The 16,829-nt window shown below is 47.9% G+C and carries 11 protein-coding genes; 10 read left to right on the forward strand and 1 reads right to left on the reverse strand.

Going from position 1 to position 16,829, the window contains the following annotated elements:
* Positions 1 to 43: 43 nt before the first annotated feature.
* The 6 genes from AC3WQ3_RS13920 to AC3WQ3_RS13945 all read left to right on the forward strand — a co-directional run bounded on the left by AC3WQ3_RS13920 (position 44) and on the right by AC3WQ3_RS13945 (position 9,363).
* Entirely contained in the window at positions 44 to 1,078 is a 1,035-nt protein-coding gene (locus AC3WQ3_RS13920) for an endo-1,4-beta-xylanase (protein ID WP_419720027.1), read from the forward strand.
* A gap of 69 nt (positions 1,079 to 1,147) precedes the next feature.
* Positions 1,148 to 2,134 carry a glycoside hydrolase family 43 protein gene (locus tag AC3WQ3_RS13925; protein WP_336781868.1) on the forward strand — a complete coding sequence of 329 codons (987 nt, stop codon included), beginning with the start codon at positions 1,148 to 1,150 and terminating at the stop codon, positions 2,132 to 2,134.
* 434 nt (positions 2,135 to 2,568) lie between these two features.
* Positions 2,569 to 4,104 (forward strand): glycoside hydrolase family 43 protein, encoded by a 1,536-nt coding sequence (locus AC3WQ3_RS13930; protein ID WP_492472557.1) that lies wholly within the window; start codon positions 2,569 to 2,571, stop codon positions 4,102 to 4,104.
* A gap of 147 nt (positions 4,105 to 4,251) precedes the next feature.
* A complete protein-coding gene (locus tag AC3WQ3_RS13935; protein WP_492472558.1) occupies positions 4,252 to 5,952 on the forward strand; it encodes an extracellular solute-binding protein in 1,701 nt (566 codons plus the stop codon).
* 42 nt (positions 5,953 to 5,994) lie between these two features.
* Positions 5,995 to 7,737 (forward strand): sensor histidine kinase, encoded by a 1,743-nt coding sequence (locus tag AC3WQ3_RS13940; RefSeq protein WP_336781865.1) that lies wholly within the window; start codon positions 5,995 to 5,997, stop codon positions 7,735 to 7,737.
* Positions 7,738 to 7,740: 3 nt separating this feature from the next.
* Positions 7,741 to 9,363 carry a response regulator gene (locus tag AC3WQ3_RS13945; protein WP_492472559.1) on the forward strand — a complete coding sequence of 541 codons (1,623 nt, stop codon included), beginning with the start codon at positions 7,741 to 7,743 and terminating at the stop codon, positions 9,361 to 9,363.
* 195 nt (positions 9,364 to 9,558) lie between these two features.
* Here AC3WQ3_RS13945 and AC3WQ3_RS13950 read toward each other — a convergent pair whose 3' ends face one another.
* On the reverse strand, positions 9,559 to 10,314 hold the full coding sequence (locus AC3WQ3_RS13950; RefSeq protein ID WP_336782068.1) for a helix-turn-helix domain-containing protein: 756 nt from the start codon (positions 10,312 to 10,314) through the stop codon (positions 9,559 to 9,561).
* Positions 10,315 to 10,597: 283 nt separating this feature from the next.
* On the opposite strand from AC3WQ3_RS13950, the gene AC3WQ3_RS13955 reads away from it, so the two are divergent.
* The 4 genes from AC3WQ3_RS13955 to AC3WQ3_RS13970 all read left to right on the forward strand — a co-directional run bounded on the left by AC3WQ3_RS13955 (position 10,598) and on the right by AC3WQ3_RS13970 (position 16,817).
* Positions 10,598 to 11,953, forward strand: a complete 1,356-nt coding sequence (locus AC3WQ3_RS13955) for an extracellular solute-binding protein (protein ID WP_492472560.1) — start codon at positions 10,598 to 10,600, stop codon at positions 11,951 to 11,953.
* Between the two features lie 112 nt (positions 11,954 to 12,065).
* Positions 12,066 to 14,963, forward strand: coding sequence for an extracellular solute-binding protein (locus AC3WQ3_RS13960; RefSeq protein WP_492472561.1), 2,898 nt, complete (start codon positions 12,066 to 12,068; stop codon positions 14,961 to 14,963).
* Positions 14,964 to 15,021: 58 nt separating this feature from the next.
* Positions 15,022 to 15,939 carry a carbohydrate ABC transporter permease gene (locus AC3WQ3_RS13965; RefSeq protein WP_376035425.1) on the forward strand — a complete coding sequence of 306 codons (918 nt, stop codon included), beginning with the start codon at positions 15,022 to 15,024 and terminating at the stop codon, positions 15,937 to 15,939.
* Between the two features lie 2 nt (positions 15,940 to 15,941).
* The gene (locus AC3WQ3_RS13970) at positions 15,942 to 16,817 is read left to right on the forward strand and encodes a carbohydrate ABC transporter permease (RefSeq protein ID WP_492472562.1); all 876 of its coding nucleotides are present in this window, start codon (positions 15,942 to 15,944) and stop codon (positions 16,815 to 16,817) included.
* Positions 16,818 to 16,829 lie beyond the last annotated feature (12 nt).

Here is a 16,829-nt window from a genome sequence, read left to right on the forward strand (position 1 = left end):
ACGAACTAATATTACTTATTCGGTAATCAGGAGGAGGGGAATTATGGAATCCAGGCGTGAAGAGGAATCATTGAAGGCGTTATATAAGGATGCTTTTCATATCGGTGCAGCGGTTAATCCCTTGACGATCGACAGCCAGCGCTCACTGCTGGCCCACCACTTCAACAGCTTGACCGCAGAAAATGAGATGAAATTTTCAAGCCTACACCCAGAGGAGAATCTGTACACGTTCGAGAACGCAGACGTCATAGCGGCATTTGCCAGAGAGCAAGGCATGGCACTGCGAGGACATACGCTGGTCTGGCATAATCAGACTCCCGATTGGTTGTTCGAAAACGAAACGGGCGGAAAGGCGGAGCGGGATTTACTTCTTGAACGGCTTCGCTCGCATATTCAGACTGTCGTCGGCAGATATAAGGATGTGATCTACTGCTGGGATGTTGTGAATGAGGTCATCTCTGATGAGAATGATGAAAGTGCATTTTTGCGGCCTTCCAAGTGGCTGGATATTGTCGGGGAGGACTTTATTGCCAAAGCATTCGAGTTTGCTCATGAAGCAGATCCACAGGCTCTCTTGTTTTATAACGACTACAACGAGTCCAACCCGCATAAGCGGGAGCGCATCTACCGGCTTGTTCGTTCACTGCTGGATCAAGGCGTACCGATTCATGGGGTAGGTTTGCAGGCACACTGGAATTTATACGACCCGACGCTGGACGACATGCGTGCTGCCATTGAGCGTTATGCCCAGCTTGGCCTTCAGCTTCAGCTCACTGAGCTTGACGTATCGGTATTTCGCTTTGACGACCGACGTACGGACCTGACTCGTCCTGAGAAGGGAATGCTGGAACTTCAAGCCCAGCGTTATGAATCCATTTTCCGTCTTCTTTACGAATATCGTGAACACATCAGTGCCGTCACATTCTGGGGAGCAGCCGATGATTATACCTGGCTTGATCATTTCCCGGTCAGAGGCAGGAAAAATTGGCCATTTTTGTTCGATGAGTCGCATGCTCCCAAACCGGCTTATGAGCGCGTCGCTCAAATTCCGAAGCGTGCTGCAATGGAGAAAAAGTGATACTTTTATCGTTAAAGCGTCCGAAAAAATGTTGAAATTGAATCATCTTTTTTGAAAGGGAGTATTTGAATGTCTGAAGTGCCTAAACCGCATCAACCGTTAGTCACCCACATCTATACTGCAGATCCATCAGCACATGTTTTTGAAGATCGGATCTATATCTATCCATCTCATGATCTGGATCATGACGGTCCGGTGAATGACAACGGAGACCAATACAAAATGGAGGATTATCATGTATTGTCCATGGCCGATCTGAATTCACCGGTCGTGGATCATGGTGAAGTGCTTCACGTTAAGGATGTCCCGTGGGCATCCAGTCAGATGTGGGCGCCAGATGCTGCATACAAAAACGGAAAATATTATCTGTTTTTCCCCGCACGTGATCATGACGGCATCTTCCGGATCGGCGTAGCAACAAGCTCTTCTCCCCAAGGTCCATTCCAACCTGAGGAGCAGTACATCCCAGGCAGCTTCAGCATTGACCCTGCCGTATTTATTGACGAGGACGACGCGGCCTACATGCTCTTTGGCGGGCTGTGGGGCGGACAGTTGGAGAAGTGGCAGACGGGAAGCTACGTGGAAGATGCCGAAGGTCCTGCTCCGGATGCGCCTGCCCTTGGCCCAAGAATTGCTAAGCTCAGCGAGGATATGCTTTCTATGTCTACGGAAGCATTGGAAATTGTAATCTTGGATCAGGAAGGCAAGCCACTTACCGCGAGCAACGAAGAAAGCAGATATTTCGAAGGACCATGGATGCACAAGTATAATGGCAAGTATTACTTGTCTTACTCCACGGGGACAACGCACAAGCTGGTATATGCTACAGGTGACAATCCTATGGGACCATTCACGTTCCAGGGCACTATATTACCGCCTGTTTTGGGATGGACCACACATCATTCCATTGTTCAATTTGAGGATAAATGGTATTTATTTTATCATGACTGTTCCCTCTCCGGCGGTGTCGATTACAAGCGCTGTGTCAAATTTGCCGAACTGACGTATAACTCCGATGGAACCATTCGCATGATTGACCCATACCCGGAAAAATAACAAGTTTAAGGGGAGGCCTCACGGGCCTCCCTACTTATATAATCATCCTTGAAGCCGCCCTTTAAATCTTTTTTTGGGCATGTATTTGGTTTTAAAGAGAAGGTCACATTGGCTTATCTATTTTTGAAAGCGCTTAAATAATGATTTTATTACTCCACCTTTTACTATAGGATGTGATTGTTCTTGCATCCATAAAATCACTAGCACTCGTCAACTCATGATTAATCTTCTTGTCATATAACGATTGCATGGGAATTTATTATGCTGTATGCGGAAGTGGTATCAACCTTCATTATAGTGGAGAACGATGTTATTTTTTTCTGTTGCTTCTGGATTAAAACATGTAAAATGGGTTTGACTGAGGAGTCAGTGTTTGAATTGCTATTTTTAACGATATTTTTACAATATTCAAAATAAGTGGGGTGTATTAAGGCATGGTTCATCACAATCCCATTCTATGGGCCGATTATCCGGATCTCGATGTCATCCGCGTTGAAGATACGTATTACATGGTGAGTACGACGATGCATATGATGCCAGGATGTGTCATCCTGCGTTCCTATGATCTGATGCAATGGGAAGTGGCAACTCACGTGTATGATAGACTGGATGACACGCCCGCCCAAAGACTGGAAGACGGCAAGCAGATTTATAGTAAAGGAATGTGGGCAGCTTCACTTCGGTATCATCAAGGGACTTTTTATGTAATCTTTGTAGCGAACGATACGCGAAAGACGTATTTGTACACCTCTTCATCTATATTGGGGCCATGGAACAAACGCATTGTTGATGGCTTTTATCATGATTGCTCTCTTTTCTTTGACGATGACGACCGGGTATATCTGGTACATGGCAATACCGAAATTCATCTGATCGAGTTAAAGACTGATCTGTCAGGACCTAAACCGGGGGGATTGCAGCGTTTAATCGTAAAAGAGCGAGAGCCTTACCATCTGGGGTACGAGGGTGCCCATTTCTATAAAATCGATGGAAAGTATTATGTGTTCCTGATTCACATTTCCAAAGAGGCGGGACGAAGAACCCAGGCATACTTTATGGCGGATTCGTTAGATGGTGAATTTGTCGGTGGAGAATGTTTTAACGACGATATGGGGTATTTCAATTCTGGTGTTGCTCAAGGAGGGATCGTCGATACTCCGGATGGTGAGTGGTACGCCATGCTGTTTCAGGATCATGGAGCCGTGGGTCGGATTCCGGTACTTGTTCCCATGCATTTCGAAGGCAGTATACCCGTTTTTGCAAGCAAGGCACCAAAAGAAATTGATATTCCTAGCACAAGGCCGGATTATCAATACAGCCCACTGGTAGGCAGCGACGATTTCAGTTATCACATTGGAGAAGACGGTAGATTACGCCTGCGTGATTTTTGGCAGTGGAATCATACGCCCCATGATGAACTTTGGACTGTAACCGAGAAGCCTGGTACATATCGTATTCGGAGCGGTCAGCTCAGTCCGAACTTAACGTTTGCCGTAAACACATTAACCCAGCGCGCGATGGGACCTGCATGTACGGCTAACGTGACACTGGACGGCAGCGGATTAAACGATGGTGATTATGCAGGCATATGTTTTTTAATAGGAACTTACGGTCTGATTGCGTTAACTAGGGATGAAGGACAGTTCTACCTTGTCATGCATGCACGGGAAAGTGAGGATTCCAGCATATTCGGGAATTTGATTGATCAGGAGCCTGCCACGGAACATGCTCGAATCCCCGTAGCCGGGCCGGTCGTTACTCTCCAGGCGTCAGGTCATTTTGTGAACAATCAGGATGAGTGTTCGTTTGCCTACCTCGATGGCACAGAGTGGAAGTCGCTAGGCATTCCCCACAAGATGTTCTATAAACTGGATCATTTCATGGGCTGCCGGATTGGCTTATTCCTCTACTCAACGAAGGTTATTGGAGGTATAGCCGATTTCTCCAATTTCGAATACCGGGTCATCTAGGCAACGAACACACAATGGTATGCATAAAGTCGCCTGGTGGCGGCTTTTTGTACGCCTACAGATCTTTAGGTATAGAATGATTGAATTCCGGATGATCCATAAAATAAATGGCATGATTCATTCCAATAGAAAGTGGGGCAAGTTGTCGTGTCTAATCGATGGAAGTACAGAACAAGATGGACCTTGATTCTGCTCCTTGCGGTGCTCATGCCTGTAAGCCTTATGCAAGGAATGTCTGAGCAGACGCAACCGTTACCCACGGGGCAGCAGGGAGAGCCTTCCGAGGAGAAAGGAAAATATGTTCCGTCCATACAAGTCACTTTTGTCAGGGAAACAGAGGAGGAACTGGAGCGAATGGTTGAGGAGTTACCGGGTGAAAGTCTGATAGATAATCGCTGGACACGCTTGTATGAAGAAGAATTGGGAATTCAGATTCGTTATGACTGGATCGCAACGGGTGATGTTTATAATCAGAAGCTAGGGGTAGCCCTTGCTTCAGGCCGTTTCCCTGACGTTGTCAAAGTAAACCCATACCAGCTCAGGCAGTTAAGCAATGCCGGATTAATTGAAGACCTAACCGAAGTGTACCAAACGCAAGCCACTCCTCTTACCAAAAAAATATTGGAGGCTGAGGGTAGAGGTGCGTTCGACGCTGCTACCATAAACGGTAGACTGATGGCCATCCCTGAATCGTCATCTTCCATTGAAACCGCGCAGTATCTGTGGATCAGAAAGGATTGGCTGGAAAAACTGGATCTACAGCCCCCAAGAACGATGGAGGATGTCCTAAACATATCGGAAGCGTTCACCAAAGGGGACCCTGATGGTAACGGGAAAAACGACACCTATGGAATGGCGATGACGAGTTATTTGTGGGATCCCGTCATGGGTGTATCCGGATTCATGGCGGGTTACGAGGCTTATCCGAATATCTGGATCAAGGACAAGAAGGGGAATCTCGTTTACGGTGGCATACAACCAGAGGTCAAACAAGCGCTTGAGATGCTGCGAAACTTATACCTTAATGGCCAGGTGGATCCCGAGTTTGCCTACAAAAACGGAAGCAAGGAGTCTCGACTGGTTCAGGACGGTAAAATAGGCATGCTGTATGGTGAACAGTGGACCCCATTCATGCTTCAGACTACGCGCGATAAGGACCCGAGCGCAGAGTGGCAAGCATACCCTCTTGTGGCCGAGTCTGGAAAAGACATACGGGTCCCGCTGCGTTCCAATACAGGACAATATTTTGCCGTAAAAAAAGGATTTGCCCATCCTGAGGTCATCGTTAAGCTTATGAATCTGCATCTGGACAAAAACTGGGGTGAACAAGCTGAGTATGAAAAGTACTACAATGATGACTCACTTGCCGTGTGGAAGCTTTCGCCAGTAACTCCGTTTCCAGGAACCAAAAACATAGATGCTTACAGAGATATTCGTGACGCCACAGAAAAAGGAGACTACTCCAGCCTGGAGAATGAAGCACTTGCGATCCACAAACGAATAGTTGCTTATGACTCCGAAGGCGTAAAGAGTGGATGGGGATGGAAACAGACCTATGGCCCTTCGGGTGCTTTTAGCATTGCCGATGCCTATGACTTGAACGGACAGTTGATGTACGACGAATATACGGGTGGGATAACTGAAAGCATGGTTGACCGGCAAATTATTCTTCGAGATCTCCAGCTTGAAGCCTACATGAATATTATCCTTGGTTCACCCCTCGAAGAGTTTGATCGGTTCGTCGACGATTGGTACAAGCTCGGTGGGGAAGAAATTACATCGGAGGTGAATGCGTGGTTCAGAACCAATGGTGGAGGGGATCACGGCTCGTTGGCATCTTCGAATTAATTCACAATCCTTTCGTGGTTTGGCTTACAGGAGGTGAAAGGGTTGTTTAGGATCCCTGCCCAGTCGTGGCTCAACAGCATATTTGCAAGACTAATCATGACTTACCTGGCTTTTGTCATTCCGCTGATTCTTCTTGGGGTATATCTATATCACTGGAGTTACGATACGGCAAGCCAGGAAATATCCTTGTCGACTGATCGGCGCTTGAACCAATTTGCCATGGAGCTGAACAGGGAGATCGAATGGATGGAACTGCAGCAGTTCGACATCGCGGAAGATCGCAAACTGAACCGGCTTGCCATTCTATGGAACATGATGGATCAAGTGGAACGACGTGAAACGTTGAATTATTTATCGGAACGATTGGCTGCTTTCAAAAACAGCAGTGCTTACATCCGGAACGTTTACGTACATATCCCTTCGGTCAACAAGAGCGTATCGGCCGTGCAGGGCATTGATGACTTTGATCAGGAATCCTTTAGCTACTTTAGTTCAACTCGAGAAGAAAAAGGGATTCGCTTTACTGTGAAAGGTGACAGCTTGAATCTTAGCGCTGTTAGACTAACAGGCCAAAGAGGTGAGGATCCGCTGTTTGTTGTCCAAGTGGAACTGGATAACGCGGAAGTTCAGAATGAATTGTCACAGCTTAATCTTTATCCCGAGAGTGCAACATTGCTGATCGAGGACAAAACGGGGCTTGCCATCTCGGACCAGCGGCGTGATGCCATTCTGTCCAGTCACCGCAAGTCCAGCCTGACAAACTCGCAAACCAACTTTCAGGTGAGTGTGGACGATACCGTGTATCATGTGAACCAGCTTCATATAAGTACGCTGGGCTTGTCCGTAGCCACCTATTTGCCGGAGGAAATCGTAACTAAACCTCTCAGCAGATTTGTTCAATGGGCCTGGATTTTTGCCATCACTTCATTTATCGCCATTGCAGCGTATCTGTATTCCAGCTACAAGCTGATCCATATGCCGCTGCTGCTGCTTGTCAAAAGGTTCAAGAAAATGGAGGGAGGCGTGCTGGACATTCCAATCAACCATCATCGAAAAGATGAATTCGGTTTTTTGTACAGCCGTTTCAATCTTATGATCGAAAATCTTCGGCAGCTGATTGACCGTGATTTCAAAATGACCATGATGATGCAGCGGGCAGAATTAAGACAGCTTCAATCCCAGATTAATCCGCATTTTCTGTACAATAGCTTCTTTATTTTAAATTCCCTGGCGAGAACAGGAGATACGGATCGCATTGAACAATTTACGAACATGCTTGGCGAGTACTTCCGCTTCATCACCCGAAACGGGACAGATCATGTTCCCTTGAAGGAGGAAGTGGAGCATTCGAGAATCTATACGGAAATTCAGCAGCTGCGATTCTCCAGACGCATCAAGGTGGACTTCGGGCAGGTACCCCTGGAGATGGAACAGATTCAGGTGCCCAGGCTGATTATTCAGCCGATTATTGAGAATGCTTACGAGCACAGTCTTGAAAAAAATACAGATACAGGTCTCTTGCGCGTACATTTCTATATGGAGGAATCCTATATCGAATTTGTCGTGGAAGACAACGGAAACGAGCTGCGCATGGAAGATATTAAGCTCCTCCAGGAGCGGCTGCTGAATGAAACAAGTACAGATGAAATGACCGGATTAATGAATATACACCGGCGCCTTAGACTGACCTATGGGGAAAAAAGCGGTCTTTTTCTCTCCAGGAGTGAGCTGCAGGGGCTAAGGGTCGCTGTTCGGATTCAGGCGGAAGGAAGGGGAGACGAATAACGAATGTATAGACTTTTGATCGTGGACGATGAGGAGATTATCACGGATAGTCTGTATGAGACGTTTGCCAGATATATGCCAGACAACCTTGACGTGTGCAAAGCCTATTCTGCTGCGGAGGCGTTATCTTGGATGCGGCGCTCCAGGATAGACATTGTACTGACAGATATCCGCATGCCGGGAACAAGCGGCCTGGAGCTGACCGAGGAGATTAAGGCCCGATGGCCACAATGCCGCGTTATATTCTTGACAGGACACAGTGATTTTGATTATGCCTACAAGGCTTTTCAAATGGGCAACGTAAGGTATTTACTCAAAACGGAGGGCTATGACAAAGTGATGTCCGTCGTCGAACAGGTGATCCAAGAGATTCGGCAAAGTCATACCATGAATGAAGTGCTGGAACAGTCTGATGAGATCACTTCCAGATTAGCCGCTATGCAGCAGGAGGAATATGTGCGTAAGCTGCTTCAGCAGTGTAAGCCGGCCGGTTCAGCAGATGAGATCCAAGCTGAACTGACTCGAAGAAACATTGAATTGCAAGCCGATTCCCCGGTGTACCTGGTGCTTGGACGATTTAACACAATGCCTGTAAACCCGGCTGATCTCGAACATGTTCAAGCATCCATTCGAGTGATCGGCTCTTCGCTTATTCGTGAACATGCGATATCTGCCAGCGTAACCGATCATTATGGCGATGCGGTCTGGCTGATTCAACCGAATAGAGAGAACATCAGCTCGGACGATCATTTTGTCACCTATGTCGAAGGGACATTGGAACTTGTACAAGAAGCTTGCCAGTCCTCATTAGGTGTATCCATTGCATTTGCATTAAGCGGACAGGGCTGTCCATGGTCCCAAATTCCTAGACAATACGAACGTTTGCGTCTCCTGCAATGGATGAAGATCGGGGACGGGATATCCATGGTGTTAACAGATAAAACCGAAGAAACTGCAGTGGGAGCTTCCAAGGATTATTTGCGCATTTCAAGCCGAATCGAACTAATGATCGGTTATTTGGAAACCGGCAGGTTCCAGTCTTTTTATGACGTCTTTGAAGAGCTGATCAATGAATTGCTGCATCAGGACATGATTATGGAGCGAGCGATGGAGACGTACTATCACTTGGCACTGATGCTGTACACCACATTCAATCGTTGGAGGCTTCCGCATGAGATCCCTGATCAGCGAAGCCTTCTTCATCACGGAGATTATCGAAGTATACGGGAGGCCGTACACAACCTGTACCAGGCAGCTGATCAGTTGGTTCAATTCAAACAGGCCAATGAAGCGGAACGGGCTAATTTGGTGACCCAAACGATATGCACATACATCAAAAATAATCTGGAGAAGGATTTATCCTTGGTCCGACTGGCTGAATTGAATCATTTCAACCCATCCTATCTCTCCCGATTCTTCAAGCAGGAAACCGGGATCAACTTGTCCGAGTTTATTGACGATTGCCGCATTCGAAGAGCCAAGGAGCTGCTGGCCCATACGGATCTTATGGTACGGGAGATCGCGCTGCAAGTCGGTTATGAAGCAGCTCATTCGTTTACTCGTCTATTCAAGAAGCTGACAGGTATGACGCCGCAGGAATATCGCGAATCCTTACTGGTTCGATAGTGGCTATGTAAGAAACAGACATGAATGGCTGGGACAGGTTACAAGATTCAAGTATGCTTTTGTACATTTACGATAGGTTAACTGTCTTCATCAGATGTCATAAGGATCCGGATATGATAAAAACGCAGGAGCAGATGCTCCTGCGTTTTTGGTTTGACTGGAAGAGTTCCAAATAGTAAACAGATTCATTCCTACCTATGCCGTATGGGTTTTCTGTCTCCGGTAGGCATTGGGACTTGAACCGGTATACGATTTGAACTTTTTGTAAAACCAATCAATATCCTTATAACCGACCTCTATAGCTATTTCGTATATTCGCAAACGGGTTGAGGATAGAAGCTGCTTGGCTTTCTCCATACGCTGTTGAAGCAAGTAATCCGTGAAAGACATATTTTCCTCCAGCTTGAACTTCTGGCCCAGGTAGGCGCAATTGAAATGCAGCATATCGGAAATTTTCCTTAACGTGATTTCATCCCCCAGATGATCCCGGATATAGGCTTTGACAAGGCGGATGACATGACTGGAGTTCATTGCTTTTCCGTAGATTGGAATAGGGGATTTACTAGGCATACTTTGTTTGACTGGTTCAGAGCTCAGCCTGCTCTGCATGCCAAGTAAACTGTTCAGCAGATCCGAGGGACGGACTGGACCAGACAAATAGTCATTTACCTGATAAGCCAGTGCTTTCCGCACAAGTCGGTAGTGATCTCTTCCACCCAGTAGAAGGATTGGAATATCACTGGTTTTCCGTATGTGGTGACATAACCACAGCCCAGCCGTATCATACTGCTCCGTAAATACAACAACAATGACAAATTGCCTTTCAGACAAAGCAGTCAGGGCTGCAGGAGCAGAATGGACACATTCACCGATCACATACTGCGATTTGTTATGGTTCAGCAGATGCTGAAGTTCTCTGCACCAACGGCGACTGTAATCGACAAGCAGCATATTGTACAAGAAGCATGACCTCACCTTCCTGAATTTCGTTCGGGCGGTTCATCTCTGGATAAAGGCATATTTTTATTATGGGAATAAAAGAAAGCGCATACAATGTGCAACTTTTTTCAGACAGTGCATTTCTTTACCAATTCACATTAAAAAGACAGCGTATCTCTTTCAAATCCTGCATTTCTATAATTTGACAGGGTAAATATCTAAGTTTCATCGGGTTGTTTGCGCTTTCATCCGAGAGATACACTGTGGGAGCAAACGACAATCAGGGGGGAAGACGATGAGAAAAAACAAGTTTATGCTGCTGAGCCTGGTATTCGCGGTCATGCTACTAATTGCTGCATGCAGTTCTACGCCAACCGCACAACCTGAACCGGAGAAACCGGCACCTCAGGAGGAGCAACAACCTGCCGAAACGGAGCCCGAGAATGAAAACTCCACGCCGGAGATGGATTTTGATATGGGCGGCCGGACCATCAAAGTGGTTGCTTGGTGGGATATGGAGATTCAGGACAATAACCCGGACAATATTCAGCGCCTCGAAAATCTAGAAGCACTGAAGAAAAAACACAACTTTAACATCGAATATGTTTCCATCGACTTTGGTGAGTATCAGGAGAAAGTGGTGGCTTCCCTGATGGCAGGTGAACCGCTTGGGGACTTTGTAAGGCTCGGTAAGGATTACGCCATCCCCGCATTGACCAAACAGGATCTGTTGTGGCCAGTGGATGACTATATCAAAAACGACAAGGTATTCAACCAGAAAACGACCAAGGAATACATGCAGTACGAAGGCAAGGGCTACGGGTTTACCGAAGATCAATCTTCATTTATTAACGGCATTTTCTACAATCGGACCCTTATGCAGGAACTGGGCTTGAAGCCATTGCAGGAATATGTGGATGCCGATGAATGGAACTGGGATACATTCCTTAGCGTCGCAAAAGAAGCAAACAAGGATCGAAACAATGATGGCAAGCTGGATACGTGGGGACTTGCTCAGACAGGTCTTCTTGAACCCGTTTTGTATTCCAACGAAGCTTCTCTGACCAAAGAAGATAAGCAGAACCTGGAAGATCCGAAGACCAAAGAGGCGCTGAACTTCCTGTCCAAAATGGCAACCGAGAAAGTCGGCAGAGCTTCAGAAGGCGGCGACTGGACAGAACCATCCACCTTCTTCCGTCAAGGTAATACACTGATGTACGCAGGAGCAATGTACGAGGTGGAAGGCATTATGACGGATATGAAGGATTATGATATCGGCTTTGTACCTTTTCCCAAAGGACCAAGTGCTACGGCGTATCACTCCGGTGAATCACGCTACCAGGCAATTACAATCCCTAAAGCGGTGGAGAATCCGGAACAACTGATGTACATCTGGGAGAAAATTAACGAGATTGATTCGATCTACGAGTATCCCGGCCAATCCACGCTGGAGACACACCTGACGGATGAGGCAGACATCAATAACGCTAGAGAGGTTGCAGAGGGCATGCTTGTACTCGACCATAATACATTCCCTTCCTTGCCATTCTGGGACTTTGATGCAGAGCTTAAAGAGGGCGTATCCGTATCTACGCTGATTGAGAAATACAAGGCTCCCTTCCAGGCAGCGATTGATGAGGTATATAAATAAGCACCTACACTATACACGGGCAGAACGTATCCGTATCGGTGCGGTCTGTCCGGGTTAGTTAGTCAACCGTTTTATGGTCGCTACGCTTACAGGAAAGGGGATACATTCGAACATGCGGTCACGTAAGAAAATGGGGCTGATTCTGGTGCTTGTCCTGGCCTTAGTGTTCTCGATCTGGACGATCTATCCATCGCGTGATCAAAGCACGGGAACGGTACATGCGCTCGAAGATTTTGAAGCGGTCTCGAACACGGACGATGAAAGCAGCTATGAACATTATCAGAGTATGCATGCCAGCAGCGCCAAGCCGGACAACGTCATACGAATTGAAGGTGAATCTTATGTTCAGGCGGAAGGCGGAGCATTCGAAGTTGTACAGGGATATGAGGGATTAGATGGCAAAGCCGTCATTACGCCTGAAACCGGAAGCATTCGCTGGGATGTGCCCGTTCAAGTGAGTGGTCTGTACCATGTCCGCATCCACTATTATCCCGTTGAAGGCAAGAGTTCAGGGATTGAACGCAGGCTGGAGCTAAACGGGCACGTTCCATTCAGGGGCGCTGACGTCTTGCTGTTCGACAGGGTGTGGGGCAATCGGGAAGAAGACATCAGGCGGGATGACCGTGGCAACGATCTCAGGCCGAGACAGGTGGAACAGCCCGAGTGGCAGCTCGCTTCCTTCAGGGATAGCGCAGGTTACTTCGAGGAGCCGTTCCAATTTTATTTTGAAAAGGGTACACAGGATTTAACGCTCACCTCGCTTAGAGAGAGCATGGCCATTGATTATATCGAACTGTATCAGGAAGAGGACGTCCCTTCCTATGCGGATTTGAAGGCAAGTTATGAGACACGTGGCTTGAAACCGGCTGAGCCTGTCATGTTGAAGGTTCAGGCAGAGCAGGCAGCGAGCAAGTCCTCGCCGACACTGTCACCCATCTCGGATCGATCCAGTCCTTCACTGGAGCCATATCACGTTTCGAAGATTCGGATTAATGCCATTGGAGGGATAAACTGGAAGCTGCCTGGTGAATGGATTGAGTGGGAGATTGACGTGCCGGAAGACGGGTTATATCAGCTCGCGCTGAAGGTGAAGCAGGACCAACTGCGCGGCATTTATGCCACCCGCAGTCTGACCATTGACGGCAAGGTACCGTTCAAGGAAATGAAACGCATTCGTTTTAATTACAGTCCTTCCTGGCAAACGCAAGTCCTCGGAGCCGGAGAAGAACAGCCCTATCAGTTCCATCTTGAAAAAGGGAAACACCGTATTCGGATGACGGTCACACTGGGTGATATTGCCCCGCTGCTCCGTACGGTGGAGTCCAGCGTGCTGGAACTGAACGAGATGTACCGCAAAATATTAATGATCACTTCGAACCAGCCTGATCCGCTGCGGGACTATCAGCTCGAACGGCGTATTCCGGAGATGACCGAGGTGTTTGAACGACAGGCGGATACACTTAGCTCGGTAGCAACCTATCTGGAGCAGGCCACGGGTGAGCAGAGCGATAAAGTCGCGATTCTGAATGCAATGGTCGTTCAGCTTAGGGATATGGTAGCCAGACCGGAGACGGTACCGAAACGATTGGATACATTCAAGATTAACGTGGGCGGACTTGGCACCTGGATTCTGACCGTGCGAGAGCAGCCCATTACGATGGATTACCTTGTCGTATCCCAGCCAGGTGGGTCTTTGCCGGATACAAATTCTTCTGCCATCCAGCAAGTAAAGCATGAACTGGGTGCCTATGTGGCTTCCTATACGGAAGATTACGACAGTATCGGCAACGTGGAGCAAAAGAAAGACGCGATTACCGTCTGGATTACAACTGGACGGGACCAAGCCCAGGTGCTTAAGGGTCTGATCGATGATTCGTTTACCCCGGATACCGATGTCTCGGTACAATTGCGTCTTGTTCCGCCCAACATTCTGCTGCCTGCAACGCTTTCGGGGGAAGGACCGGACGTGGCCATGCAGATGGGTGAGGACATACCCGTGAACTATGCGATGAGAAATGCGGCAGCGGATCTGAGCAAGTTCCCGGACTTCGAAGAAGTTTCCGGACGGTTCCGTGAAAGCGGACTGACGCCTTACCGTTACAATGACGGGGTCTACGCGCTGCCGGAGCAGCAGCACTTCCCGATGCTTTTTTACCGTAAAGATATCCTGAATGAGCTGGGCCTTGAACCGCCGAAGACATGGCAGGACGTCTATAACGCTATCGCGGTGCTGCAGAAACACAACATGGAGTTCTATCTGCCCATCGAGGATACGTTGAACAATGCAAACCTTGTACCGAACTCTACTTTTGCCATGCTGTTGTATCAAAATGATGGCACCTTCTATACGGAAGATCAGAAGAAGAGTGCACTGGATTCGGAGATTTCAATGGATGCTTTTAAACGCTGGACCCAGTTCTATACCAATTACAAATTTCCGCTCAAGGCAGACTTTCCAAACCGATTCCGTACTGGGGAAATGCCGATTGGCATCGCCGATTATACGACGTACAACATGCTGACGGTTATGGCACCGGAAATTCGCAACCTCTGGGATTTTACCATTGTTCAGGGTACTGAGCTTCCGGACGGTTCTATACGGCATGAGGTAGCCAGTGCGACCAGCGCCGTGATGATGCTTGAAAATGCAGGCAACAAGGAAGCTGCATGGAAGTTCATGAAATGGTGGACCGATGAGCAGACCCAGATCGAATACGGAAGAGAAATGGAAGGCCTGATGGGAGCGGCTGCCCGCTACCCGACGGCGAATATTAAGGCATTGCAGCAGCTGCCTTGGCCCGTGAAGGATTATCAAAATCTGGAGAAACAATGGAAATGGGTACAAGGTATCCCGCAGCTTCCGGGAGGTTATTTCACAGGCAGGCATCTGGACAATGCATTCCGTAAGGTGGTTAACGCCAACGAAAACCCGCGTGAGGCCCTGTCGGACTATGTCCTGTATATCGATGATGAAATCGAGTTAAAGCGCAAGGAATTCAATCTGAAGTAGAAGGAAGGGAGGGTAACGGTTGCAAGCCAAAACAACCAAGACAGCAGCCGCTCCTGCCATCCATACGCGTCCAGCGGGCAGGTGGTCCCTTTTGAAGAGGGATCTGTATCTCAGCAGACACTATTACGTATTGATGGCACCGTTTATGTTGATCTTTTTCATGTTCACTGTCATACCGGTCGGCATTTCGCTTGGGCTCAGCTTTTTCCATTTTAATATGCTGGAGCTGCCGCGTTTTATCGGCTGGCAAAACTATTCACGCCTGTTCCTGGGGGACGATGTCTTTTTAATTGCTCTGAAAAATACGCTGCTGTTTGCCGTTATCACCGGCCCAGTCAGTTATATTGCCTGCTTTTTGTTTGCCTGGATCATCAATGAACTGTCGCCTAAAATCCGGGCGGTCATGACGCTGGTATTCTACGCTCCATCCATATCCGGTAACGTGTTTTTCATCTGGCTGATCATCTTCTCCGGTGACAGCTACGGGTACATGAATGGCTTCCTGATGCGTCTGGGTGTCACCCTGGAACCCATCCAATGGCTCGCAGATGAGAGATACGTGCTGGCCATCGTCATTATCGTTCAGCTATGGCTCAGTCTTGGAACCAGCTTCCTGGCTTTTATCGCAGGTCTGCAGACGATTGACCGCTCCCTGGTGGAAGCCGGTACAGTGGATGGGATCAAAAATCGCTGGCAGGAGCTCTGGTATATTACCCTGCCATCGATGAGACCCCAACTCATGTTTGGCGCGGTCATGCAGATTACGGCTTCATTTGCTGTAGCTGAAATTTCGATTGCCCTGGCCGGTTTCCCAAGTGTTAACTATGCAGCGCATACGGTCGTTACCCATTTGATGGACTTTGGCACCATTCGCTTCGAGATGGGATATGCCTCGGCCATTGCAACGGTGCTGTTTGCACTGATGCTTGGTACTAACGTCTTGACGCAAAAAATGCTGAGAAAGATAGGTGAATGACAATGACCAGCAAAGTACGTGCCGTGTTCGGCATGCCCAAAAGACTGAATCGGTCATTTACCGTCAGCCTGATGCTGTTTGCCCTGCTGGCCGTGTTTGGATCATTTATGGTGTTACCTCTCATCTATGCTGTTAACAACGCATTTAAGCCACTGGATGAATTGTTTATTTTTCCACCGCGCTTTTGGGTGAACAATCCAACAACGGAGAATTTCGCGGATCTGATCAATTTGATGGGCAATTCGTGGGTACCGCTATCCCGCTATATTGCCAATACATTGCTCATTACGATCCTGGGGACGGCAGGACATATCCTTCTGGCCTCTGCGGCGGCTTATCCACTGGCGAAATATCGTTTTCCCGGTTCTAAGGTATTGTTCACGATTGTCATTCTGTCCCTCATGTTTTCGCCGCATGTCACTGCCATCCCGAACTACATGGTGATGTCCTGGCTCGGCTGGATTAACAGTCATGCTTCGATTATCGTGCCATCCCTAGCGTTCTCCTTAGGACTGTTCCTGATGAAACAGTTCATGGAACAGATCCCGGATGCACTGCTGGAGGCAGCGAAGATTGATGGCGCGAATGAATACCGTATTTTCTGGAGTATTGTGATGCCTAATGTGAAGCCGGCTTGGCTTACTCTGATGATTTTGCAGTTTCCGGCCCTCTGGGGAACAGACGGTGGAAGTTTTATTTACAGTGAAAATCTTAAAACATTGCATTACGCGCTCAGCCAGATTGTTCAGGGAGGAATAGCGAGAGCGGGAGTTGGTGCAGCGGTAGCACTGATGCTAATGATCGTACCGATTACCCTGTTCATCATCTCCCAGAGCAGCGTCATGCAGACGATGGCTACTTCGGGCATGAAAGAGTAGAAAGGAGGCAGC

Source organism: Paenibacillus sp. FW104-T2, assembly GCF_058789975.1.